This is a genomic window from Allobosea sp. LjRoot237 (assembly GCF_964253285.1).
GTDB lineage: Bacteria > Pseudomonadota > Alphaproteobacteria > Rhizobiales > Beijerinckiaceae > Allobosea.
Window position 1 is genome coordinate 928,739 of the sequence record NZ_CAXUQP020000001.1, and the last position, 24,393, is coordinate 953,131.

The window sequence follows — 24,393 nt, forward strand, 5'->3', positions numbered from 1 at the left end:
GCTACAGCGATCGCGCCTGGCGTTTGGCCTCTTCGGCCAGCATCGCGACGAAGGCCGTGACCTTGGGCGGCCGGAAACGTGCGGTCGGATAAACGGCGTGGATGCCGCCGGACGGGAGCTCCCATGCCGGCAGGATGTGGATGAGCCGGCCCGCAGCGATCGGCTCCGCTGCCTGAAAATCCGGAAGCACCGCGAGACCGCCGCCGGCGAGCGCGGCGCTTAGGACGGCGGGCGTGGCGTCGATCGCGAGCACCTGACGCATGCGGACCGTGCGGCGTTCGAAATCGCCTTTGCTGAAGCGCCAGACGAGCGGCTCCTTCAGCGCACCATTGGCGATGAAGGGCCATGTCGCAAGGTCCTGAGGCTCATCCGCCGCCAGGCGCGCTGCGAGCTCCGGCGCGGCGACCAGCAACTGGCGAAAGCTTCCGATCCGCCTCGTCTGCAGGCTGGAATCGTCCAGCCATCCGACCCGGATCGAGAGGTCGATCTGATTGGCGATGAGATCGATCCTAGCATCCGACAGGGTGAGCTCGACGGTGCAGGCCGGATAACGCCGCGAGAAGGCGGCCGCTAGCGGCGCGATCGCCGAGGCGCCGTAGTCGTTGGGCGCGCTGATGCGCAGCACTCCCATCGGCTCGGCGTTGGAGCGTGCGATCTCGTTGAAGGCATCGTCCGCCTCGCGCAGGATCATGACGCAGCGGGCGTGGAGCAGGCGGCCGGCCTCCGTCGGCTCGACCCGCCGCGTCGTCCTCACGAGCAGGTCCGTCTTCAGTTCCGCTTCGAGCCGTGAGACCTGCTGGCTGACAACGGCCTTGGTGATGCCGAGCCTCTCGGCCGCCCGGGTGAAGGATCCCAGATCCGCCACCGCAGCGAAATAGGCCAGTCGGTTGAGGTTGATCGCTTCCACCAGCCGCCCTCGCCATTGTTCCTGATAAGCATACAGTTTGTCATATTGAGTGCCATTTATCACGGAATTATCTGCACCTACTTACGGTCCGTATCATCGCCGGGACTTCGGACATGCGGATCACCTATCTCTTCGACCCGCTCTGCGGCTGGTGCTACGGCGCCGGTCCAATGCTGGAGCGGCTCGCCGGGCTGGGCGAGGTCACGATCGAGCCGGTGCCGACCGGCCTGTTCTCCGGTGACGGCGCGCGCCCGATGGACAGGGATTTCGCGGCCTATGCCTGGCAGAACGACCAGCGCATCGCCCGGCTGACCGGGCAGATTTTCTCGGCCAGCTATCGCGAGGAGGTGCTCGGCGCTGTCGGGGACATGTTCGACTCGGCGCCCGCCACGCTCGGCATCGTCGCGGTCGGGCTCGTCTCGCCGCAGCGGCAGCTGGAGGCGCTGAAGGTGCTGCAGCACGCTCGTTATGTCGGCGGCCGCAATCATGCCGAACCAGCGGCCGTTGCCGTGACCCTGGACGGAGCCGGCTTCTCGGACGCGGCGCAGCGTCTGCGCGCGCCGGATGACGAACTGCTCGGTGCTTATCGCAGCCGTATCGCGGCGGCGCGCGAGGACATGGCCCGTATCGGGGCGCAGGGCGTCCCGACTCTTCTTGCCGGGGAGGGCGCGCAGCGCCGCATGCTGCATAGCAGCGCCCTGTTCGGGAGCTTCGATACGATGGTGGCCCAACTCCGGGCCGCCTGACCATCTGGCTGGAACGAGCCGTCGCGCTCGTCCCCGTTCAATCCGGGAGCTGGCGCAGCCTGTCTCCCGGCCCTCATGACCGAAGACGGAGATCGTGATGTTGACCAGAAGACGAGCGATGACGACTGCTCTGGCGGCGGGCGCGACAGCCCTGTCCGCGCCCGCGAGCTTCGGCCAGGCAGCCGGATCGAAGCTGAGCTGGAAGCATTTCCCGGCCGGCCCCAACGGTTTCTTCCGCGCGCCGGTGCTGCTGTCGGGACCGAACGAAGCCCTGCTCATCGATGTCGGCTTCACCTATCCGGACGGGCGGGCGCTGGCCGAGGCGATCAAGGCGACGGGCAAAAGGCTGACCACGATCTATGTCAGCCAGTCCGATCCGGACTATTATTTCAGCCTGAAGCCGGTCCGCGAGGCTTTCCCGGAGGCGAAGGTCATCGCGGCCTCGGAGACGCTGGCCGCGATCAAGGGCAATGTCGAGAAGAAGCTCGCCACCTGGGGACCGCAGCTCAAGGAGAACGGCCCGCAGACCCTCGCGGATATCGTTATGCCCGAAGCCTTCGACGGCCCGTCGCTGAGCGTCGACGGCGAGGCCATCGAGATCGTCAAGGCCGAGGGCCTCGCCAACCGCCGCTATCTCTGGGTGCCTTCCCTCGACGCGGTGTTCGGCGGCGTCATGATCTTCTCGGGCGTTCACGTCTGGACCGCCGACACGCCGACCAGGCAGGAGCGGGCCGCCTGGATCGCCAACCTCGACAGGATCGCGGCCCGCAAGCCGGCCGTGGTCGTGCCGGGCCATCTCGGCGCGGCGGCGGCGACAGATGTGTCGGCCATCGAGCACACGAAGCGTTATCTGCTCGCCTTCGAAGAGGAACTGGCCAAGGCCGGCGATGCGGCCGCGCTGAAGGCCGCGATCGAAGCCCGTTTCCCCAATCTCGGCATGGGTGTGGCGCTCGATATCGGCGCGAAGGTGGCCAAGGGCGAGATGAAGTGGGGCTGAGCGGAAAGCCGCTCGCCCATCGGCCCGGGTGGTCGTGAGGGAGGGGAAAAGGCGGCCGGGTGCGTAGGCCGTCCCTGGCCCCCTTCACGCCCGTCCGCGGACGCTCGCCTGCGGCTTCACCCGCATCTCGAGGAAGTTCCGGAGCTCGGTCACGCGCTTGACGGGGTCGAGCACCTCCTCGTCGAGGCCATGGGCCCAGGCGAGGTCGCGGCGGGAAGGGTCGGCATCGAGCGCGTCGAGATCGGCGAGCCAGGCCTTTGTGTCGGCCTCGTCCTTGCGGAAGCCGCGCTCGATCAGGATCCCACTGTGCCGCCGCAGGATCGTGGCGACGAGACTGAGCGAGAATTCCGGGTGGTACTGCACGCCCCAGAAGCTGCCGCCGTCCTGGCGGAACTCGGCGGCCTGGATCGGGCTCATCGCGTTCGAGGCGAGGATGGTGGCGTCGGCGGGCGGGGCGACGATGCTGTCGAAATGGATCGCCGGCGCGTCGAAGGCGGCGGGCCGGCCGGCGAGCAGCGGGTGCCGGGCGCCTTCTTCGGTCAAGCTGATCCGGCGGGCGAAGCCGATCTCGAGTCCATTGGGATTGAGCGCGACAGTCCCGCCGGCGGCGACGGCGCCGATCTGGATGCCCCAGCACGAGCCGAAGCAGGGCGTGCCGCTCTTGTAGATCGCCCGCATCAGCTCGATCTGCCGGGTCACCGCCGGCTCGGGGCTGTGGATGTGGAGCGAGGAGCCGGTCAGGGCGATGCCGTCATAGGAGGCGAGGCCGGAACCATCGGGCAGGTTGGCGCCCTCGTCTGCGGGCAGGCAGATGTCCGTCACTAAGGACGGATCGATCCGGCGCAGCTCGGCGGCATAGGCTTCAGACGGGGTCGCGCCCCAGTCGCGGACATAGTCCTCGCGCTGCTCGCGCTTGTAGCCGTCGACGACGAGGACGCGGAGCGGCTTTGCGCTGAACATGTTCATGGCTTCCTCGGCACGTTTGCGTGCGGCGACGGGCTGCATTGCGCCTCCTCTCAGCGCGCTTTCCGTTCGGTCGGGATCGGTCGAACGAAAAGAATTCGCGCCAAATCAAAGACACTGAGCATGGTCCTATCGCAAAAGTGGTGCCCGCTTTTGCGGACCATGCATAGGACAAGCGCGGCCGGCAAGGCTATGCAAGCGCTCCGCAGACATGAGGATCATGCGTCTTGCAGACTGCCGCCTCCCTTCCGCAGCGCGTCTGGGCCAACGCCTATGTCCTGCTGACGCTGACGACCCTGCTCTGGGCCGGCAATGCCGTCGCCAGCCGGCTCGCTGTCGGCGAGATCGCGCCGATGACGCTGACCGCGCTGCGCTGGGTCTTCGTCTGCGCCGTCATGCCGTACATGTTCCGCCAGGGTCTGCGCAAACACTGGCCTGTGCTGAAGGCGAACTGGCTCAAGGTGACGCTGCTCGGCGCCTTCGGCTTCACCGCCTTCAACACGCTGATGTACATCGCCGCCTATTCGACCACGGCGATCAACATCGGCATTCTGCAGGGCTCGATTCCGGTCTTCGTGCTGCTCAGCGCTTTCCTCGCCTTCCGCACACCGATCGGCGGCCTGCAGGCGCTCGGCGTCGCCGTCACCATCCTCGGCGTGCTGGTCACGGCGAGCCGCGGCGACTGGCACATCCTCTCGCAGCTCAGCTTCGTGCCGGGCGATCTCTGGATGATCATCGCCTGCGTGTTTTATGCCGGCTATACGGTTGTCATTCGCACGCGCCCGCCGATGCCGGGGCTGATCTTCTTCACCGCGATGGCGATCGTCGCCTGCCTGGTCTCGCTGCCTCTGCTCGGCGTCGAGATCGCGACCGGCAAGGCCTTTTGGCCGACGCTGAAGGGCTGGCTGATCCTGCTCTATGTCGTGATCGGGCCGTCGATCTTGTCGCAGCTCTTCTTCATGCGGGCGATCGAGCTGATCGGCCCCGGCCGCGCCGGCGTCTTCGTCAATCTCGTGCCGGTGTTCGCGCCGCTGCTCGCGGTGCTGATCCTCGGCGAGCAGCTCGCGACCTATCACGCGCTGGCGCTGGCGCTGGTGCTCGGCGGCATCTGGATCGCCGAGCGCAAGCTGCGCTGACACCGGCCGGCGGCGACTGCCGAAAGCGCGAGTTGACGGAAGGGGCGGGCGCGTCGGTGATTAAGCCGGGCGCTACGCGCCTGTCTCGCGGGCATCGAGGCGCGCTGAGACGTTGTTCTGGCGGCTTGCCGCGGTCGACTGGAAGGTTCTACTTCGCTCGCCGGACCCGAGGCTTCTTCGCCGGTTCGGGTGGAGCCAGCGCCGCGGCTGCGGCGTCGGCCGCCTCCTTGGCGAGCCGCAGCGCGCGCAGCCTTGCGGTCTTCTCGGCGACGGCCCGCTGCTCGGCGCGCACGGCTTCGAGCGCGCTCTCTGCTTCTTCCCGCCGCTTCTCGACCTTGGCGAAGTTCCGTTCCGCCCGAAGCTTGGCGTCCTCGGCGGAGAGTCCCTTGGTTGCCATGGCTGCGGCTCCTCTGGTCTGGATCAGGAGGCGACTGCTGCCGGGCGCGGCGGCCGGACCGGACGCGGCTTCGGCTTCGGCGCGGGGAGCAGGCCCTCACGCTGTGCCTGCTTGCGGGCGAGCTTGCGGGCGCGCCGGATGGCGTCGGCCTTCTCGCGGACCCGCTTCTCAGACGGCTTCTCATAGGCAGAACGCCGCTTCATCTCGCGAAACACGCCCTCGCGCTGCATCTTCTTCTTCAGGACGCGCAACGCCTGTTCGACATTGTTGTCGCGGACGAGAACCTGCATTCGGACTTCCCTTCTCGGGTAAACGGCTCTTGGAAACAAAAAAGGGCCGGGTGATCCCGACCCTTCCTCAGCTATCCTGCGCGGAGCGGGTCTGGCGCCGGTACATCCGCGGTCGCCTGCCCCTGATCTCTTATGCTGGACAGCGCGTCAGCTCACTCGGCGCGCAGGTTGTCGGCCGACATCTTGCCCGAGCGCTTGTCCTGGACGAGCTCGTACGAGATCTTCTGACCGTCGCGGAGGTCGCGCATGCCAGCGCGCTCAACGGCGCTGATGTGGACGAACACGTCCTGACCGCCATCATCCGGCTGAATGAAGCCGAAACCCTTGGTCCCGTTGAACCATTTCACTGTGCCACTGGCCATAATCATATTCCTTCTTGCGAGTGGTAGTTCATGCGTAGCGGTTGCCGCGCATGTTTTCGATTTGAGCAGGAAGGTCGTCAGCGGTGCGCAGAAGCGCGGGCCAATTCGTTCGGCCTAGATCGAGCCCTACAAATGGGGGTTTGTCCTTCATTTGTCAACGCAACTTTATCGTGCACCGATGGCGGGTGGGCGATACCTGCTGCACCTGCGGCCAATTCAATGGCGCTCGAGCCGGATGATAAGAGCAGGATTCCTGCGAAAAACCGGTTCCCACTTTTTCGCATCCTGCTCTAGCGCAGGCTCTCCACCGCCAATCGCGCCACTGCGGCGTGGGCCGCCTCGCGCTCCTTCTCGCCGACCTGCGCACCGGCGAGATAGACCGCGATGGCGAATCGGCGCCCGTCCGGCAGGGTGACGATGCCGATATCGTTGGTGGCGTGGTTGAGCCCGTCGGCGCTGGGCCCCAGGCCCGTCTTGTGGGCGAAGCGGGCGCCCGCCGGCAGGCCGGCCTTGATCCGGTTCGGGCCGGTCTTGGCGTCCAGCATGATCTTGTCGAGCAGCGCGGCATGGGCGGGATCGCGCAGCCAGGTGCCCTTGGCGAGGCCATCGAGGAAGGCGATCGAGGCCTCGGGCGAGGCCGCATCGCGCTTGTCGGTCAGCGTCGCCGCGAGGCGCTTCTTGCGCTCTGCTACGGGAATGGCCTGGATCGCCTTGTAGAACTTGGCGGTGTCGATCGTCTCGTTCCAGCCATAACCGGGCAGCCCCAGGATCTCGGGCTGGAAGACGCGCTCATAGCGGTCGACCGAGATGCCGCTGACGCCGCCATCCCTGAGCAACGCGGTCAGCGCCTGTGGGCCGCCGATCAGGCGCAGCAGGAGGTCGGCGGCGGTGTTGTCGCTTTGACCGGTCGAGAGGGTCAGGAGCTCGCGCAGCGGATACTCGTTGCGCTCGCCCTTGAAGGCCTTGGCGAGCGGGCTGTGATAGAGCGAGAGATCATTGCGGGTGACGGTGATGGTCTGGTCGAGCTTCAGCTTGCCGGCCTCGACCGCCTGCAGCACGCCGATCGCGAGCGGCAGCTTGAACACGCTCTGCAGCGGGAAGGGTTCGGACCCGCGCTGCGACCAGCTCTTGCGGTCCTTGAGATCGATCAGGCCGACGCCGAGGCGGCCCTTGGTGCTCTGCTCGATCGCCTTGATGCCGGCGTCGAGTTTCGTCTTGTCCCAGTCGGCGAAGGCGGGCGAGGCGGCAAGGCCGGCGACGGTGAAGGCGAGGGCGCAGGCAAGGCGGGTCGGCATGAAAAATCCCCTGTGGCGGGTGCCACAGGGGAGGGTGATTGCGGCGCCGTTTGGGCGCGATGCGGGCGGCCCTCAGAACTTCAGCCGTCTCGCCCGCTTGACCATCGGGATCTCGTGGATCTTCGCCAGCAGCTCGTCCGAGATCGCCTCGTCGACGGCGACATAGCAGATCGCGTCGCCGCCCGGCTTGTCGCGGCCGAGATTGAAGGTCGCGACATTGACGCCGGCCGCGCCCAGCAGCGAGCCGAACTGGCCGATGAAGCCGGGCTTGTCGGCATTGCGGACATAGAGCATGTGCGGCGCGAACTCGGCGTCGACCTGGATGTCGCGGATCTCGATGATGCGCGGCTTGCCGTCATGGAAGACCGTGCCCGAAGCGTGGCGCGGCATGTCCTCGGCCTCGACCACGATGCGGATGACGCTTTCGAGATTGCCGGCGACCTCGCGGGTCAGCTCCTCGACGACGATGCCCTTCTCCTTCGCCACCATGGCCGAGTTGACCATGTTGATCTCGGGCAGGAAGGGGCGCAGCACGCCGGTGATCGCCGCCGCCGAGATCGCCTTGAGATTGAGCGCCGCGACCGCACCCTCGTACTCGATGCGGATGCCCTTGACCGGCGCCTCGGTGAGCTGGCCGAGGAAGGAGCCGAGCTTTTCGGCGAGGTCGACGAAGGGCTTGATCCGCGGCGCTTCCTCGGCCGAGATCGACGGGAAGTTCACCGCATTGGTGATCGCGCCCTTCAGCAGATAATCGCTCATCTGCTCGGCGACCTGCAGCGCGACGTTCTCCTGTGCCTCATTGGTCGAGGCGCCGAGATGCGGGGTGCAGACGACATTGTCGAGGCCGAACAGCGGGTTCTGCTCCGCCGGCTCCTGCGAGAACACGTCGAAGGCAGCTCCCGCGACATGGCCGGACTTGATCAGCTCCGCCAGCGCGGCTTCGTCGACCAGCCCGCCGCGGGCGCAGTTGACGATGCGCACTCCCTTCTTCGTCTTCGCCAGGTTCTCGGCCGAGAGAATGTTCCTGGTCATCGCCGTCATCGGCACATGCAGCGTGATGAAGTCGGCGCGCTTCAGGAGCTCGTCCAGCTCGACCTTCTCGACGCCGAGCTGCACCGCCCGCTCCGGCGAGAGATAGGGGTCGAAGGCGATGACGCGCATCCTGAGGCCGATGCCGCGCTCGGCGACGATCGAGCCGATATTGCCGCAGCCGATCAGGCCGAGCGTCTTGGCCGTGATCTCGACGCCCATGAAGCGGTTCTTCTCCCATTTTCCCGCTTGGGTGGAGAGATCTGCAGACGGGATCTGCCGGGCGAGCGCGAACATCATGGCGATGGCGTGCTCGGCGGTGGTGATCGAGTTGCCGAAGGGCGTGTTCATCACGATCACGCCGCGCGAGGTCGCAGCCGGGATCTCGACATTGTCGACACCGATGCCGGCGCGGCCGATCACCTTCAGGTTCTTGGCGGCCTCGAGCAGCTTGGCGGTGACCTTGGTGGCCGAGCGGATGGCGAGGCCGTCATAGTCGCCGATGATGGCGGCGAGCTTGTCCTTGTCCTTGCCGAGGGCCGGATCGAAGGTCACGTCGATGCCGCGATCCTTGAAGATCTGCACGGCGGCGGGGGAGAGGGCGTCGGAAATCAGGACGCGAGGTTTTGTCATTGGGATGGCTCCGGCAGCGCCGCGCTACACGAGGAGCGTTTCGGCGCGAGAATGAGGAAAGGCGCGTATCCTTCTCCCCTCGGGGGAGAAGGTGGCTCGGCGAAGCCGAGACGGATGAGGGCCGGCAGGGCGAGAGCTCACGACAAGCGTCGCGCTGCCCTCACCCCAACCCTCTCCCCCGAGGGGAGAGGGAGCAGGTCGAGGCTCTACGCCGCCTTCTTGCCCAGGCCAGCCTTCGCCTCGTTGAAGGCGTAGGTGATCCAGGGCAGCAGCGCCTTGAGGTCGCGGCTCTGCACGGTCGCGCCGCACCAGATGCGCAGGCCGGGAGGCGCGTCGCGGTAATGGCCGAGATCGTAGCCGGCGCCGGCCTTCTCGATGATCGAGACGACCTGCTTGGCGAAAGCCGCCTGCGCGTCGGCCGGCAGCGCCGTCACCGAGGGATCGGTGAACTTCAGGCACACCGAGGTGTTCGAGCGCGTCTTCGGCTTGACCGCGAGGAAGTCGATCCAATCGTTCTCGCGCACGAACTTGGCGATGACGCGGGCGTTGCCGTCGGCGCGCTTCACCAGGCCGTCGAGCCCGCCGACCTTCTTGGCCCAGTTCAGCGCATCGAGATAATCCTCGACCGCGAGCATGGACGGCGTGTTGATCGTCTCGCCGGCAAAAATGCCCTCGGAGAGCTTGCCGCCCGAGGTCATGCGGAAGATTTTTGGCAGCGGCCAGGACGGCTTGTAGGTCAGCAGCCGCTCGACAGCGCGGGGCGAGAGCACGATCATGCCATGCGCGGCCTCGCCGCCGAGCACCTTCTGCCAGGAGAAGGTGACGACATCGAGCTTTGGCCAGTCGAGCTTCTGGGCGAAGGCGGCCGAGGTCGCGTCGCAGATCGTCAGCCCCTCGCGGTCATCGGCGATCCAGCTGGCGTCGACGACGCGCACGCCCGAGGTCGTGCCGTTCCAGGTGAAGACGACGTCGCGATTCCTGGTGTCGACCTTCTTCAGGTTCGGCAGCTCGCCATAGGGGGCGGTGAAGGTGCGCACATCCGCGAGCTTGAGCTGCTTGGCGACGTCGGTGACCCAGCCCTCACCGAAGCTCTCCCAGGCGACCATGTCGACGCCGCGGGCGCCCAACATGCTCCACATCGCCATCTCGACGGCGCCGGTGTCGGAGGCCGGCACGATGCCGATACGGTAATCGGCCGGGACCTGCAGCACCTCGCGGGTCAGGTCGATCGCGAGCTTGAGCTTGTCCTTGCCGACCTTGGCGCGGTGCGAGCGGCCGAGCGCTGCGTCACCGAGAGCCTTGAGGTTCCAGCCGGGGCGCTTGGCGCAGGGGCCGGACGAGAAATGCGGCACGCGCGGGCGCGCTGCCGGAATCGTATTCGCCATCGATGTCTCCATCCTTACAGATGGGCGCGCCGCGTTGGGGCGGCGTGTCCCGTCGATGGGCGTAGGATGGCGGGGCGGGGGGAGTCAAGGGAGACGAGTTGGCGACGAGCGAACGATCAAGTGGCAACAGGTAAATGCATCACGTGAACAGTGCTTTTATAGGCGGTCCGGCAATGAGCGCGAATGTCTGGATTGTCGGTATGCTTAGGGCAACGAAGCCGAGGCCAAAGCAAATCGTCACAAGTGCTCGCATGTAGGGACGGGAGTGATCAGCGGCTCCATATCGTAGGCTAAGGAGATCAATCCTAAGGGGAGCTGAGGCTTGCTCAAATGCAGTCAAAAATCCTCGATAGGGAGGGGTTGCCTCGTGCCACAAGTAGGCAGCGGCATCCGTGTTTACGTTCCCTGTCATAGTGATGATCTCTTGAGCATCCGGACCTTCCCATATTGTGTCCGTTTCGCTCCGCATGGTTCTGACTACCTCGTCCACAAACGAATGAAATAGCGGATAGAGGGACTCGGGATAAGCTGCCGTTGGCGTGCTGTGTGGAGCAGCCAGAAAGTAGGTTTCCACAGTCTCAGCAAGAAGCAGGCGATGGCGTGCGTTTGAGATCAGTGGCAGTTCGCGTTCGATATATTGGGGCAGATTCTCGTAGTGTTTGATCTCGGTCGGACACACAAGAAGGAACGAGAACGAGCCGATACCTAGCGCGACAAGCCCGAGGTAGGTCAGTTTTAATCGCGTCAGCGTGAAGTGGTCTGCGTCGCCAGCAGGCAGTTGGAGAGCGCCGGCTCCCAATCGTACCAGTTCAACAACTTGCTCATTGAACAGGATTAGGCTTCCCAGAAAGGGCGCGATGGCCGTGAGGCTCACGATGCGCGAGCGGCCAAGTGATCGAAGTGAGGACCAGCTTGGCACCCAGCCTAAATACTTCATCGTGGCGCGGTCGAATGGCCCAAGAGGCACAACTGAGTTTGACATGAGATGAGGAACTCCCGCGCTCGCTTCGTGCTCTAAATATCACCCGCTTGGTAACCTGATCGCGATGGGAGAGACAGCGCGGGAACCCCTCTCCCGGATGGGAGAGGGGCAGGGGTGAGGGCCCGCCGCTGATTATCTGAACGCAACGGCGCCGCTGCGACCTTCTGCGGGAAGGGCAGGCCCTCATCCGGCGCTCCGCGCCACCTTCTCCCATCCGGGAGAAGGGAAGGTCGAGGTTCCAGAGCCTCATCGATCTCGTCATGCCATTCGTACCAGGCGAACCCCTGCAGCGAAGAGGCGCGGGGAACCCCTCTCCCGGATGGGAGAGGGGCAGGGGTGAGGGGCTGCCGCCGATTATCTGAATGCAACGGAGCCGTTGCGTCTTCCGCGGCAAGCGCAGGCCCTCATCCGGCGCTCCGCGCCACCTTCTCCCATCCGGGAGAAGGGAGGCCGTTGCGGTTCTTGCGCCTAGCGGCCTGGATCGCGGCCTCGATCTCGTCATGCCATTCGTACCAGGCGAACTCCTGTGGCGAAGAGCGCGGGGAACCCCTCTCCCGGATGGGAGAGGGGCACGGGTGAGGGACCGCCGCTGATCATCTGAACGCAACGGAGCCGTTGCGGCCTTCTGCGGCAAGGGCAGGCCCTCATCCGGCGCTCCGCGCCACCTTCTCCCATCCGGGAGAAGGGAAGGCCGTTGCGGTTCTTGCGCCTCATGGCCTCTCGCGCTGGATCGCGGCCTCGATCTCGTCATGCCATTCGTACCAGGCGAACCCCTGCGGCGAAGAGCGCGGGGGAACCCCTCTCCCGGATGGGAGAGGGGTAGGGGTGAGGGACCGCCGCTGATCATCTGAACGCAACGGAGCCGTTGCGACCTTCTGCGGCAAGGGCAGGCCTTCATCCGGCGCTCCGCGCCACCTTCTCCCATCCGGGAGAAGGGAAGGCCGTTGCGGTTCTTGCGCCTCATGGCCTCTCGCGCTGGATCGCGGCCTCGATCTCGTCATGCCATTTGTACCAGGCGAACCCCTGCGGCGAAGAGCGCGGGAACCCCTCTCCCGGATGGGAGAGAGGTAGGGGTGAGGGCCCGCCGCTGATCATCTGAACGCAACGGAGCCGTTGCGTCTTCTGCGGCAAGGGCAGGCCCTCATCCGGCGCTCCGCGCCACCTTCTCCCATCCGGGAGAAGGCAGGGGGCGAGGTTCTAATGCCTCTCTCGTCATGGTCGCCCTTGTGGCGACCATCCACGTCTTTGCGGCGGTTCGACGGGGTGTTCGGCATTCGATAGCCGATCGCTTGGCATCGGCGTCGCAAGACGTGGATGGTCGGGACAAGCCCGACCACGACGGTGACGCGTTTTCGAGCGAGCGCTGTCTCAGATTCCTGCTTGGCTGATTTAGCCAGGATCTTGGCAGCGATTGCCAGAGGTTTCCGTCGAATATGGGATATATAGACGGCCGCGAACTTAACGGAGGTCGTGGTGACGTTTCTTCAGATTGCCTATCTTCTCATTGCATTTTCATATGTCGTTGCGGCCGCCGCCCTGTTTTCTGGGCACTGAGCGTGGTTGGCGCGAATGTATCCGGCCCCTGCGGGCGAGGGTTGCGCCTCGCTCCCGGGAGGCTTCGGGAGCCGCGACGCAGAACCCCTCTCCCGGATGGGAGAAGGGCAGGGGTGAGGGCCCGTCGCTGATAATTGGACCGCTACGGCGCCGTTGCGCCTTCTGCGGAGAGGACAGGCCCTCATCCCTGCCCTTCTCCCACACGGGAGAAGGGTTCCCCGCGCCTACTTTTCGTCGGGGAGAAGGGGGCCGTTGCGATTCCGGCGCTTCCCGATGCATCCTCGCCCGATGACCACCGAGCAACGCAGCTTCGCCCGCAGGTTGCGCCGACGCGCGACGCCGGCCGAGGAGGTCGCTTGGGAGCTGCTGCGCGATCGCCGGCTCGACGGTCTCCGGTTCCGGCGGCAGGTGCCGCTGCTCGGCTATACCGTCGACTTCATCTGCATCGAACGCCGGCTGATCGTCGAGCTGGATGGCATCCAGCATGATCACGAGCAGGATTACGATGCGGCGCGGACGCAAGAGATCGAGCGGCAGGGCTTCACCGTGCTGCGTTTCGCCAATCGGCAGGTGCTCGACGATCGCGATGCGGTGGTGGCGGCAATCAGGACGGCGCTGCGGATTTAGGTAGAGCGCGGGGAACCCTTCTCCCGTGTGGGAGAAGGGCAGGGATGAGGGCCTGCCTTATCCGCAGAAGGCGCTGCGGCGGCGTGGCGTTTCAGTAATTAGCGGCGGTCCCTCACCCCTGCCCCTCTCCCATCCGGGAGAGGGGTTCAGGTCGCGGTTCCCGCGCTCCGCGGGGATAGACCGCAACCTTATCCCCGCCCTCCCAACCTCCCGTATACTCCCTTGCATCCCATCCCCGAGGGGCGGCCATCCGGAGGCATGTCGTTTGGCGGGGTGGATGCGGCGCCTGCGGGTGAGGGTTGCGCCTCGCTCCCGGGAGGCTTCGGGAACCGACCTGGGGGTACTACGGCCCCTGCGCGAGGAGCTCGCTAGCTGGACTTACCCTCGATGACCAACCGCCCGGCCGCCGACGCGACGACCCGATGAGGGACACTGGCGAAGGCGGCGGGCGGGATCGGTGGTGCGTCCGAAGGAAGCGCGGCCCGGAGCTTTAAAATCGCCGATGGCGGAGCGCCACGGGGCGTGCGGAGGGTGGCTCAATCCTTCCGCGCCGCTTCCTGGCTCAATGGAAGCGGAATACCAAACGCGCCTCGCGGCGCTCCGCTGCCCCTCATTGCGACAACGCCCGCGGGATCAGCCTGCGGGCGGGGATGATGCTTGGGCGCGTCTTCCTTCTCCCCTCGGGGGAGAAGGTGGCAGCGCGCAGCGCTGACGGATGAGGGCAGCGCCGCGTCTCCACCCAGTCGAACCGCCCTCATCCCCTGCCGGACCTTCTCCCCCGAGGGGAGAAGGAGGCTAATCGGAAAGGAGCCCCCCATGCCCCGCAATCCCGACCACCGCGGCGCGACCCGCGAGGAGTTCGAGCGCTATGAGCGCGAGCGGCCGATCCTGTTGCGTAGCGTGGCGACAAAACTGGAATGCTGGCGCTATCTCTGCACCCTGCCGGAATGCCGGCGGGCGCAGGCCTGCATCGGGCCGGGTGGCGAGCATTGCGCTCACACCTTCCTTCGGACCTGCTTCAGCAACGAGGAGCGCGCGACCTTCAAGGAGGCGCTGGGCCTGCGCCTCGCCGGCCTCTCCGCCGATGCAGCCTGGCACGAGGCGGAGCGGCGGATCGCACAGCACAAGGCGCAGCTCGAGGCGATTCCGGGGATGCGGGGCGAGAGATAGGCGGGCGAGACGCGAGGAACCCCTCTCCTGTAAGGAGAGGGGCAGGGGTGAGGTGTTCGGAGCGGAAACGTTGGCCTGAACGCGACTGCGCGGTCAGCGCTCGCGGAATTGGTCTGATCCCCCACACCTCACCCTGCCCTCTCCTTACAGGAGAGGGTTCCCCGCACTTTTCAGAGCTGGTTGCGCTAAACTCGTTGCCAACAGCGATTCACGGAAAAACCCTGCCATGGCCAAGAAGACCCCCGAACAGCTCGCCAAGGAATTCGAGGGCCGCAAGGCCAAGGGACTGGCCAAGGGCGGCGCGGCCTTCTGGCCGAACGTGCTGTCGAATGCGGTGCTGAAACTCGTCGCCGCCGGCGAGGTGCTCAGCGTCGAGGCGCTGATCGCCCGCATCGAGCAGGATTCCGGCTCGCTGGACATCCAGGTCAAGGCCGGCGCCGAGGAGGCGATCGCGCGGCTGCGGCAGGCGGTGGCGAAGGCGAGTTGAATGAGCGCGACGCGCCCTCTCCCCCCTTGTGGGGGAGAGCTGGAGAGGGGGGTAAGTCAGCCGTGAGGGGAAACGTCCTGCTTTAGCGATGAGGCCTGCGATGAAGCTCGGAGCGCTGCATCACCCCCCTCCCAACCCTCCCCCACAAGGGGGGAGGGCTCCCGCGCCGGGCTGGAGCAGGGCGTTGCCTCTCACTCCCCCATCGCGATCAGGCTCGCATTGCCGCCGGCCGCCGCGGTGTTGATCGTCACCGTCTGCTCGGTGGCGAAGCGGGGAAGATAGTTCGGGCCGCCGGCCTTGGGGCCGGTGCCCGACAGGCCGTGGCCGCCGAAGGGCTGCACGCCGACGACCGCGCCGATCATGTTGCGGTTGACATAGATGTTGCCGGTCGAGAGCCGGTCGATGACCAGCTCGACCGTCGTCTCGATGCGCGAATGCAGGCCGAAGGTCAGGCCGTAGCCGGTCGCCTCGATCTCGGCGAGGATCTTGTCGAGCTGGCCCGCCTTCCAGCGCACGACATGCAGCACCGGGCCGAAATGCTCGGCGGTGAGGTCGGCGACCTTGTCGAGCCGGATGATGTGCGGGGCGACGAAGGTGCCGGGCAGCGACGGGATCTCGCCGGCGAACGTGACCCGGCCGGCCGCGCGCATCGCGGTGATGTGGTTATCGAGCCGCTCCTTTGCGGCGGCGTCGATCACCGGGCCGACATGGGTCTCGATTTGGCGGGGATCGCCGAGGGTGAGCTCGCGGGCGGCGCCCTCGATCATCTCGACCATCTTGTCGGCGACGTCCTCCTGCACGACGAGCAGGCGCAGCGCCGAGCAGCGCTGGCCGGCCGAGCGGAAGGCGGAGAGGACGACGTCGTCGGCGACCTGCTCGGCCAGCGCGGTCGCGTCGACGATCATGGCGTTGAGGCCGCCGGTCTCGGCGATCAGCGGGACGATCGGGCCGTCCTTGTTGGCGAGCGCGCGGTTGATGGCGCGCGCCGTCGCGGTCGAGCCGGTGAAGGCGACGCCGGCGACGTGCCTGTGCGCGACGAGCGCCGCGCCGAGCTTGCCGTCGCCGGGGGCGAAGTGCAGCGCGGTCTTGGGGATGCCGGCCTCGTGGAGGAGGCGCACGGCGAGCCCGGCGATCAGCGGGGTCTGCGGGGCCGGCTTGGCGACGACGCTGTTGCCGGCGACGAGCGCGGCGGCGACCTGGCCGACGAAGATCGCGAGCGGGAAGTTCCAGGGCGCGATGCAGACGAAGGGGCCGCGGCCACGCAGGATCAGCCGGTTGTCCTCGCCGGTCGGGCCGGGAAGGGCGGTCGGCACGGCGAACCGGCCTTCAGCCTCCGCAGCGTAATAGCGCAGGAAGTCGACGGCTTCGCGCAGTTCCGCGATGGCGTCGTCGAGCGTCTTGCCGGCCTCGGACTGGAGCAAAGCGAGGATCGGCCCGCGGCGCGCTTCCATCAGGTCGGCGGCCTGGCGCAGGCAAGCGGCGCGGTTGCGGGCGGGCGTCGCGTTCCAGGCATGGAAGCCGGCCCTGGCGGCGGCCATCGCCCTCTCGGCGCTGGCGGCATCGCCTTCGGTGACGCGGCCGACCGGCTTGCCGTCGATCGGCGAGAGCACGTCGCGGGCGCTGCCGGAGCCGGGCTTGCCGTCGATCAGCGGCACGGCGTCGGGCACCGGCTTGGCTGCGGCGGCGTGGACCTCGGCGAGCAGGGTCGAAAGGCTTTCCGCATCGCCAAGCTCGACGCCGGCGGAGTTGCGGCGGGACGGTCCGAAGAGCTCGGCCGGCAGCGGGATGCGGCGATGGCGCGCCGCGCTGGCTGAGCCGATCAGGTCGGCCGGCGGCACCAAGAGCTGGGCGACCGGCACGTCCGGATCGCCGGAGACCGAGACGAAGGAGGAGTTGGCGCCGTTCTCGAGCAGGCGGCGGACGAGATAGGCGAGCAGGTCCTGATGGCCGCCGACCGGCGCGTAGGTGCGGCAGGCGAAACCGGAATCCTCCTGCAGCAGGCGCTCATAGAGCGCCTCGCCCATGCCGTGCAGGCGCTGGAACTCGAAGTTCTGGGTATCGCCGGCCATCTCGGCGACGGTGGCGACGGTCAGCGCGTTATGGGTGGCGAACTGGGGAATGATGCGCGGGCGCAGGGCCAGGAGCTGCTTGGCGCAGGCCTCGTAGTTCAGGTCGGTCATCGCCTTGCGGGTGAAGACCGGATAATCGGGCAGGCCGCGCTCCTGGGCGCGCTTCAATTCGGTGTCCCAATAGGCGCCCTTGACCAGCCGGACCATCAGGCGGCGGTCGTAGGTTTCGGCGAGGGCGGCGATGTGGTCGATCACTGCGCTGGCGCGCTTTTGATAGGCCTGGATGGCGAGGCCGAAACCGTCCCAGCCGGCGAGCGAAGCGTCGGCCATGACAGCGGCGATGACGTCGAGCGAGAGCTCGAGCCGATCGGCCTCCTCGGCGTCGACGGTGAAGTTGAGGTCGTATTTTTTGGCCTGGCGGGCGAGCTCGATCACCTTCGGCGTCAGCTCGGCCAGCACGCGCTCGCGATTGGTTGCCTCATAGCGCGGGTGCAGGGCCGAGAGCTTGACCGAGATGCCGGGCCGGTTCGGCAGCCTGTCATTGCCGGCCGAGCGGCCGATGGCGTCGATCGCGTCGGCGTAGGAGGCATAATAGCGGTCGGCGTCGGCTTGGGTGCGGGCGCCTTCGCCGAGCATGTCGAAGGAGTAGCGGTAGAGCTTGCCCGAGCCGGAGCGGGCGCGCTTCAGCGCCTCCTCGATCGTCTGGCCGAGGACGAAATGGTTGCCCATGACGCGCATCGCCTGGCGCGTCGCGGTGCGGACGGCAGGCACGCCGAGGCGCTTGGAGAGGCTGCCGATGATGCTGGTCGGCGTCTCGCCCGGCTGGATGATGCGGGCGGTGATGCCGAGCGCCCAGGACGAGGCCGAAATCAGGAAGGCATCGGATTTGGATTCGTGATGGGCGAAGTCGCCCTGGCCGAGCTTGTCCTCGATCAGCCGGTCGGCAGTGGCGGCGTCGGGCACGCGCAGCAGCGCCTCGGCCAGCACCATCAGCGCGAGGCCCTCCTTGGTCGAGAGCGAGTATTCGCGCAGCAGTTCCTCGATGCCGCCCAAGCCGATCTTGCGAGTGCGGATCGCGTCGACCAGCGAGGTCGCCCGCGCGTCGATCCGAGCCTTGGCCGCCGGGTCGCGCCGGCCGCCGGAGAGCAGGCGACCGGCGATCGCGGCATCGTCCTCGGCATAGGGAGCATGGAAGACGGGCGCGGTGCTGGCGGCAGGTCGCGGGGCGGGGGCGGCCATGGAAAAAGCTCCGGATCTCGGCGGCGGGATGATCTGCAGAATCATCGCAAGCAGGCTGGATATCAATGGAGATTTCAGCAATTATGCCGCAATTAATCCTGCAGGAAATTCAGATGGCAGAGAATAATCCGGTTCTCGATCGAACCGACCGGCGCCTGCTCGCCTTGCTCCAGAATGATGGTCGCGCTGCCGGTGTCGAGCTGGCGGAAAAGGTCGGGCTGTCGCCGACCGCGACGGGCGAACGGCTGAAGCGGCTGGCGCGCGAAGGCTTCATCACCGGCTACCGCGCCACGCTCGATCCGGTGAAGCTCGGCCTGCATCTCCTGGTCTTCGTCGAGGTCTATCTCGACAAGACGACGCCCGACGCCTTCGAGCGCTTCGCCGCGGCGGTGAAGCGGGCGCCGGAGGTGCTGGAATGCCATATGGTCGCCGGTGGCTTCGACTATCTGGTCAAGACCCGTGTCGCCGACATGAACGCCTATCGCCGCTTCCTCGGCGAGGTGCTGCTGGCGCTGCCGGCGGTGCGCGAGACGCGGACCTATGCGGTGATGGAGGAGGTCAAGACCGACGGGGCGCTGCCACTGTAACCGAGTTGGCGCTGCCGCAGAAAAACGTAACCATTTCCGCGATTTCGCCGTGTTCTCGCCCTGTTGCCGCTTGACCTTCCGGCTAGTTGGGTCCTCTAGGCGAATGCTTCTCCGGCACGATGTTTGCTGGAACGGAGTCCGTGAGTTGCTGCCGCCCTTAGATCACGTGATTTTGGATCGAACCGATCCAAAATCATAAATGTGATCGGTTCTAAGAGTTTAGAGCGGGATCGACGCGAGAAACCGGTTCCCACGTTTTCGCATCCCGCTTTATCGGCCGCCGTTATTCCGGAGCCTGACATGTCCGCTGCGATCCTCCCGTTTCACGTGCCGTTGTCGCGGCGCGGCTTCGGGCGCGTTCTCGCCGGAGGCGCGCTGGCTGCGTCGGCAGGGTTTTCCGAGGCCGCCGCAGCCGCAACACAGCTCAAATTCACGCTCGACTGGCGTTTCGAGGGGCCGGCGGCGCTGTTCCTCATCGCGCTGGAGAAGGGCTATTTTGGCGACGAGGGGCTCTTCGTCACGATCGAGCCTGGTACAGGCTCGCGTGAAGCCATTCCGCGGGTCGTGACCGGTGGCTACGACGCCGGCTTCGGCGATGTGAACTCGTTGATCCGCTTCCGCGACGAGAATCCGGCCGTCGATCTCAAGGCGGTGATGATGGTCTATGACCGCCCACCCTTCGCGATCGTCGGGCGCAAGAGCCGCGGCATCACGAGCGATCCCAAGAGCCTGGAAGGCAAGAAGCTCGGCGCGCCGGCGGCCGACGGAGCCTTCGCGCAATGGCCTGTCTTCAAGAAGGTCAACGGCATCGACGATGCCAAGATCAAGCTCGAGAACATCGGCTTTCCGGTCCGCGAGCCGATGCTGGCTTCCGGCGAGGTTGATGCGATCTTCGGCTTCGCCCACACCTCTGTCGTCAACATGAAGGCGCGCGGCGTGCCGGCCGATGACATCGTCACCCTGCTGATGGCCGATCATGGCGTCGAGCTCTACGGCAACGCGGTGATCGTCTCGCCGAGGCTGCTGGCGGAGAAGCCGCAGGCGGTGCGTGGCCTGCTGCGGGCGATCACGCGCAGCGTCAGGGACGTCGTTGCAGAGCCCGATGCGGCGATCGCCGCCGTGCTCCAGCGCAACGAGGGCGCGCGCGCCGAGATCGAGTCGCAGCGCCTCAAGATGGCGCTCGATCAGTATGTGATGACGCCGGCCGTCAAGGCGAATGGCTTCGGTGGCATCGACAAGGTCCGTTGGCAGAAGGGCCTCGATCAGATCGCGCTGACCTTCCCGTTCAAGGACAAGGCGAAGGCCGGCAATGCCTTCGCCGAAGGCTTCCTGCCGGCCGAGGCCGAACGGGCGTTCTGAACGGCCGCCGGTTTACTTTAGGCCAAGGTGACAGTGCGTTGGCTCTTCGCATATCGTGCGCGCCCTTTAGAGACGGAGCACGTTTGACCTCCCATAGCCCTCATCCTGAGGAGCCGCGCAGCGGCGTCTCGAAGGATGCCCCAGTTGGTTCCGGAGCCTCCTGGAGCATCCTTCGAGACGCGATCTACGATCGCTCCTCAGGATGAGGGCTCAGGAGGGCAAACAGCCTCTGAGCAAGGGCTTGCCGCATGCTTCCCGATATCCGCGACTATGAGCGCCTCCGCGCTGCCTTCCGCTGGCGGATTCCGGAGCGTTACAATATCGGCGTCGATTGCTGTGACCGCTGGGCCGTAGCCGAGCCCGGAAAGGTCGCGATCCTCGAAATGCAGCCCGACTGGTCGGTCGTGCCGGTCAGCTATGGCGAATTGCGAGCGCAATCGAACCGGCTGGCCAATGCGCTGCGTCGGCGCGGCGTCGGGGAGGGCGACCGCGTCGCGATCCTGCTTCCGCAGGGGCGGCATGTGCCGGTCGCCCATATGGCGGCCTATAAGCTCGGTGCCATCGCGGTGCCGCTGGCAGCGCTGTTCGGCGCCGATGCACTATCCTATCGGCTCCAGGACAGTGCGGCGAAGGCGTTGATCACCAACGACGCCGGGCTCGCTAAGCTCGGCCAGATCGCCGAACCGCTGCCGGAGCTCGAACTGGTGATTTCGGTCGACGGGGCGGATGGGCGAGCTGAGGGGTTTGCTCGCGCACTGGAAGCCGAAAGCGAGGAGTTTTCGCCCGCCGACAGCGGCCCGGACGATCCGGCGCTGATGATCTACACCTCCGGCACGACTGGCAACGCCAAGGGCGCGCTGCATGGCCATCGGGTCATGCTCGGCCATCTGCCCGGCGTGGAAATGCCGCATGAATTCCTGCCGCAGCCGGGCGACCTGCTCTGGACGCCGGCCGACTGGGCCTGGGCTGGCGGCCTGCTCAACAACCTCCTGCCGGCGCTGCATCACGGCATCCCGATCGTGGCGCGGCCGGCGGCGAAGTTCGACCCCGACGAGGCGTTCCGGCTGATGGCCGATCTCGGGGTGCGCAATTGTTTCATCCCGCCGACGGCGCTGCGCATGCTGCGGGCGGTGGAGAACCCGCGTGGGCGCTATGATCTCAAACTGCGCACGGTTGCTTCGGGTGGCGAGTCGCTCGGTGCCGAGACTCTCGCCTGGGGCCGCGAAAAACTCGGCCTGACCATCAACGAGTTCTATGGCCAGACCGAGTGCAATCTCGTCCTTGCCTCCTGCGCCGCGATCGGCGTGGTCAAGCCCGGCTTCATCGGCAAGGCGGTGCCGGGCCATGAGGTCGCGGTGATCCGGCCGGATGGCAGCCTTTGCGAGCCGGAGGAGGAAGGGCAGATCGCGGTGCGCCGGCCCGACCCGGTGATGTTCCTGCATTACTGGCGCAGGCCCGAGGCGACCGAGGCCAAGTTCATCGGCGACTGGATGACGACGGGCGATCAGGGCTCGCAGGACGCAGACGGCTACATCCGCTTCGTCGGTCGCGACGACGACGTGATCACTTCGTCCGGTTACCGGATCGGGCCAAGCGAGATCGAGGATTGCCTGCTGCGCCATCCGGCGGTGGCTCTGGCGGCCGTGGTCGGCAAGCCCGACGTGCTGCGCACCGAGATCGTCAAGGCTTTCATCGTGCCGAAGTCCGGCTATGAGGCCTCGCCGCAGCTCATCAAGGAGATCCAGGGCTTCGTGCGCGAGCGGCTGGCGGCCCACGAGTATCCGCGCGAGATCGAATTCCGCAGCGAATTGCCGATGACCACCACCGGCAAGATTATCAGGCGGCTGCTGCGCGACGCCGGATGACGATCGGTGCGCGGCGGGACGCTGCCGTCGTGACGGAAAGCCGGATGTCGCCGAGCCGCAGCGGCGCCGTGACGGCGTGCGGGCCGGGAACATCGCCGACGATCTCGCGCTGGCGACCGCGCCGGCCGAGCCAGGCGACGAGCTGCGCCAGCGGTGCGAAGCTGATGAAGCGATCATCCTCGACGCCGGAATAGAGCCAGAGGCGTGGGCCTTTGCCGATCAGGATCGCGCCGGCGACCGGCTTGTCGTCGAGGTTGAGCAAACCGACCCGGCAGCGATGCGAGCCGGCGAGATTGCGGGTCATGGCGCGCAGGAAAGCGCTCTCGCGGACGTCCTGAAGCGCGGCGGCGCCGGCGCGCGCCAGCGAGCCCGAAGCTTCGAGCGCCAGATGCAACTCGACCATGTCGCGCAGCTCCTGGCGCGAACTGGATTCGGCGAAGCTGAGCTTGCCGTGGCGCAACAGGCCATGGCGCAGGGCGGTGAGATCCGGCGCGCCCATGCAGGCCGGCAGTTCCGGCGCCGGTTCGAGCGAGGCTGCATGGCCGCTGTGCTGGGCAACCTGCAATACGCTGTGCAGGAACGGGCCATCGAGATCGAGGCGGTGCAGCTGGAGGTTCTGCGTCTTGGCGAGTCCCCAGCGACTGGGGGCGTGGAGGAGGGCGGCGATGACGCGCTCCGCCTGATCCTGGTCGATCAGCGGCGTAGCGATGCCGAGGCGGGGATTGCTCAAGCCGGTCAGCTCGTCATGGCCGAGCAGGCGGCGCTGGAGACGGGCCGGGACGAAGCCGAGCAGGCGCTGCGATGCGGTCGCGCCGCTCCAGACCAACAGCACGGGCGCGTCGCGGAAATCGACGAGATGCTGGGCGGCGGGTAGGGCGAAATCGGGCTCGAAGAAAGGATTTGCCTCGATGGCGCGGGCGGCGAGGTCGCGCCATTCGGTTTCGATGGCGGCGCAGGCGGCGAGCGAGCGGCGTTCGAGCCGGAGTGCGCTTCCCTCCGCAGGTTCGACAACGCGGGGGCGCTCGGGCGCCGCCGGACGTACTGGCATTGCAGGGGCGACAAGGTTCGGCATGGCGCAGCCCTTTCGCGGCTCGCCCCGCTTCGGCGCGCTTTCGTGCCGGATCGGCACGCGGGCGCGGGACGGCGCAGGGGTCTGCGCACTACGAACCAAGAAACGGGCCGGGCGGGGCAGGCCGGTCAGGCGTGATGGTGGTGAGCTTCGGCCTGGGCAGGTGCGGGCCGGCCGAGGAAGGCCGACCAGAGCCGGGCAACGGTCTCCTCCTCCAGATCCTTGACGATCAGGACGAGGCGGGAGCGCCGGTCGGTATCAGGCCAGGCCGGCAGCAGCACCGGCGGATGCAGGATCTGCTGGACGGCATGGACCAATAGCGGTCCCTCGGGATGCTCGGCGAGCGCGACCAGTCCCTTCAGGCGCAGCAGCTTGGCGCCATGGGTCGAGCGCAGCAGGGTCCAGAACAGGTCGAAGGTCGCCTCGCGGATCGGCGTCTCTGCGGTCAGCGTGAAGGCGCGGATGCTGGCGTCGTGGCGATTGACGTCGTGGCGGTGGTTGTGGCTGCCGTGATGGCCATGGGCCTCGCCATGATCATGGTGATGGTCGTGATCGTGATCATGACCCCCTAGAGCTTCCGCGGCGAGCCAGCGACGCAACTCGTCCGGGCGCTCGGCTATGTCGTAGAGGCCGGCACCAATGAGCGCTTCAGCCGGGGCATCGGGAGAGAGGATGGCAATGCCGGGATTGAGCTCGCCGAGCCGCCGGCGCAGCGCCGCGACGGCCTGCGGATCGGGCGCGATATCGGCCTTGGTCAGCACCAGCCGGTCGGCGGCAACGACCTGCCGGAGCGCTTCGGGATGGGCATCGAGGGTCGCCATGCCGTTGACCGCGTCGACCAGCGTGACGACGCCGTCGAGCCTGAAACGCATCGCGAGATAGGGGTGGTTGATCAGCACGTTGAGGACCGGGGCCGGGTCGGCGAGGCCGGTGGTCTCGATCACCAACCGCCGGAAAGGCGCGACGCGGCCATTGTCGAGCCGGCGCAGCAGATCCTCCAGCGTGACGATCAGGTCGTCGCGGATGGTGCAGCACAGGCAGCCCGAGGCGAGCAGGATCATGCCGTCCTCGATGCCTTCGACGAAGAGGTGGTCGAGGCCGATCTCGCCGAACTCGTTGACCAGCACCACGGTGTCGGCGAGCGCCCGATCCTTGAGCAGACGGTTGAGCAGGGTGGTCTTGCCGGCGCCGAGGAACCCGGTCAGCAGCGTCAACGGAATCGGTGTGGGGCGGTCGGACATACGC

The 24,393-nt window shown here is 66.8% G+C and carries 21 protein-coding genes; 9 read left to right on the forward strand and 12 right to left on the reverse strand.

Translation table 11 applies throughout. The features are described 5' to 3' along the window. Position 1 precedes the first annotated feature (1 nt). Entirely contained in the window at positions 2-907 is a 906-nt protein-coding gene (locus ACSQ24_RS04410) for a LysR family transcriptional regulator (RefSeq protein ID WP_436093512.1), read from the reverse strand. Positions 908-1,020: 113 nt separating this feature from the next. On the opposite strand from ACSQ24_RS04410, the gene ACSQ24_RS04415 reads away from it, so the two are divergent. Both ACSQ24_RS04415 and ACSQ24_RS04420 read left to right on the forward strand, forming a co-directional pair. Then, positions 1,021-1,653 carry a DsbA family protein gene (locus ACSQ24_RS04415; protein WP_436093513.1) on the forward strand — a complete coding sequence of 211 codons (633 nt, stop codon included), beginning with the start codon at positions 1,021-1,023 and terminating at the stop codon, positions 1,651-1,653. Between the two features lie 97 nt (positions 1,654-1,750). After that, a complete protein-coding gene (locus tag ACSQ24_RS04420; protein ID WP_436093514.1) occupies positions 1,751-2,650 on the forward strand; it encodes an MBL fold metallo-hydrolase in 900 nt (299 codons plus the stop codon). An 84-nt stretch (positions 2,651-2,734) separates the two neighbouring features. Here the strand turns inward: ACSQ24_RS04420 and ACSQ24_RS04425 are convergent, their stop codons facing one another. Beyond that, the gene (locus tag ACSQ24_RS04425) at positions 2,735-3,655 is read right to left on the reverse strand and encodes a type 1 glutamine amidotransferase (RefSeq protein WP_436093515.1); all 921 of its coding nucleotides are present in this window, start codon (positions 3,653-3,655) and stop codon (positions 2,735-2,737) included. 185 nt (positions 3,656-3,840) lie between these two features. Between ACSQ24_RS04425 and ACSQ24_RS04430 the strand changes: the two genes are divergently transcribed. Beyond that, entirely contained in the window at positions 3,841-4,749 is a 909-nt protein-coding gene (locus ACSQ24_RS04430) for a DMT family transporter (protein WP_436093516.1), read from the forward strand. A gap of 148 nt (positions 4,750-4,897) precedes the next feature. On the opposite strand, the gene ACSQ24_RS04435 is transcribed toward ACSQ24_RS04430, so the two are convergent. The 7 genes from ACSQ24_RS04435 to ACSQ24_RS04465 form a co-directional block, all read right to left on the reverse strand. After that, positions 4,898-5,146 (reverse strand): hypothetical protein, encoded by a 249-nt coding sequence (locus tag ACSQ24_RS04435; RefSeq protein ID WP_436093517.1) that lies wholly within the window; start codon positions 5,144-5,146, stop codon positions 4,898-4,900. A gap of 23 nt (positions 5,147-5,169) precedes the next feature. Then, positions 5,170-5,436, reverse strand: a complete 267-nt coding sequence (gene rpsU, locus ACSQ24_RS04440) for a 30S ribosomal protein S21 (protein ID WP_436093518.1) — start codon at positions 5,434-5,436, stop codon at positions 5,170-5,172. Positions 5,437-5,588: 152 nt separating this feature from the next. After that, positions 5,589-5,798, reverse strand: coding sequence for a cold-shock protein (locus tag ACSQ24_RS04445; protein ID WP_057191831.1), 210 nt, complete (start codon positions 5,796-5,798; stop codon positions 5,589-5,591). Between the two features lie 290 nt (positions 5,799-6,088). After that, positions 6,089-7,093, reverse strand: coding sequence for a class A beta-lactamase (gene bla / locus ACSQ24_RS04450; RefSeq protein WP_436093519.1), 1,005 nt, complete (start codon positions 7,091-7,093; stop codon positions 6,089-6,091). A gap of 72 nt (positions 7,094-7,165) precedes the next feature. Continuing rightward, the gene (gene serA, locus ACSQ24_RS04455; RefSeq protein WP_436093520.1) at positions 7,166-8,755 is read right to left on the reverse strand and encodes a phosphoglycerate dehydrogenase; all 1,590 of its coding nucleotides are present in this window, start codon (positions 8,753-8,755) and stop codon (positions 7,166-7,168) included. 206 nt (positions 8,756-8,961) lie between these two features. After that, positions 8,962-10,140, reverse strand: a complete 1,179-nt coding sequence (locus tag ACSQ24_RS04460; RefSeq protein WP_436093521.1) for a phosphoserine transaminase — start codon at positions 10,138-10,140, stop codon at positions 8,962-8,964. Between the two features lie 139 nt (positions 10,141-10,279). Then, a complete protein-coding gene (locus ACSQ24_RS04465) occupies positions 10,280-11,122 on the reverse strand; it encodes a hypothetical protein (RefSeq protein ID WP_436093522.1) in 843 nt (280 codons plus the stop codon). A gap of 1,842 nt (positions 11,123-12,964) precedes the next feature. Between ACSQ24_RS04465 and ACSQ24_RS04470 the strand changes: the two genes are divergently transcribed. The 3 genes from ACSQ24_RS04470 to ACSQ24_RS04480 all read left to right on the forward strand — a co-directional run bounded on the left by ACSQ24_RS04470 (position 12,965) and on the right by ACSQ24_RS04480 (position 14,960). Further along, positions 12,965-13,303, forward strand: coding sequence for a DUF559 domain-containing protein (locus ACSQ24_RS04470; protein ID WP_436093523.1), 339 nt, complete (start codon positions 12,965-12,967; stop codon positions 13,301-13,303). 816 nt (positions 13,304-14,119) lie between these two features. Next, positions 14,120-14,473: a hypothetical protein gene (locus ACSQ24_RS04475; RefSeq protein ID WP_436093524.1), complete on the forward strand. Its 354-nt coding sequence runs from the start codon at positions 14,120-14,122 to the stop codon at positions 14,471-14,473. A 226-nt stretch (positions 14,474-14,699) separates the two neighbouring features. Then, complete coding sequence (locus ACSQ24_RS04480) at positions 14,700-14,960, forward strand: hypothetical protein (RefSeq protein WP_436093525.1); 261 nt, start codon at positions 14,700-14,702, stop codon at positions 14,958-14,960. Between the two features lie 191 nt (positions 14,961-15,151). On the opposite strand, the gene putA is transcribed toward ACSQ24_RS04480, so the two are convergent. Then, positions 15,152-18,268 carry a bifunctional proline dehydrogenase/L-glutamate gamma-semialdehyde dehydrogenase PutA gene (gene putA / locus ACSQ24_RS04485; protein ID WP_436093526.1) on the reverse strand — a complete coding sequence of 1,039 codons (3,117 nt, stop codon included), beginning with the start codon at positions 18,266-18,268 and terminating at the stop codon, positions 15,152-15,154. Positions 18,269-18,381: 113 nt separating this feature from the next. Between putA and ACSQ24_RS04490 the strand changes: the two genes are divergently transcribed. The 3 genes from ACSQ24_RS04490 to ACSQ24_RS04500 all read left to right on the forward strand — a co-directional run bounded on the left by ACSQ24_RS04490 (position 18,382) and on the right by ACSQ24_RS04500 (position 22,079). Then, entirely contained in the window at positions 18,382-18,855 is a 474-nt protein-coding gene (locus tag ACSQ24_RS04490) for an Lrp/AsnC ligand binding domain-containing protein (protein ID WP_152012054.1), read from the forward strand. A 300-nt stretch (positions 18,856-19,155) separates the two neighbouring features. Then, a complete protein-coding gene (locus ACSQ24_RS04495) occupies positions 19,156-20,214 on the forward strand; it encodes an ABC transporter substrate-binding protein (protein ID WP_436093527.1) in 1,059 nt (352 codons plus the stop codon). A gap of 248 nt (positions 20,215-20,462) precedes the next feature. After that, positions 20,463-22,079, forward strand: coding sequence for an acyl-CoA synthetase (locus tag ACSQ24_RS04500; protein WP_436093528.1), 1,617 nt, complete (start codon positions 20,463-20,465; stop codon positions 22,077-22,079). Here ACSQ24_RS04500 and ACSQ24_RS04505 read toward each other — a convergent pair. Both ACSQ24_RS04505 and ACSQ24_RS04510 read right to left on the reverse strand, forming a co-directional pair. Then, entirely contained in the window at positions 22,051-23,151 is a 1,101-nt protein-coding gene (locus tag ACSQ24_RS04505; RefSeq protein WP_436093529.1) for a GNAT family N-acetyltransferase, read from the reverse strand. The two genes, ACSQ24_RS04500 and ACSQ24_RS04505, sit on opposite strands and share 29 nt — an antisense overlap. 125 nt (positions 23,152-23,276) lie before the next feature. Next, a complete protein-coding gene (locus ACSQ24_RS04510; protein ID WP_436093530.1) occupies positions 23,277-24,389 on the reverse strand; it encodes a CobW family GTP-binding protein in 1,113 nt (370 codons plus the stop codon). Between the last annotated feature and the right edge of the window lie 4 nt (positions 24,390-24,393).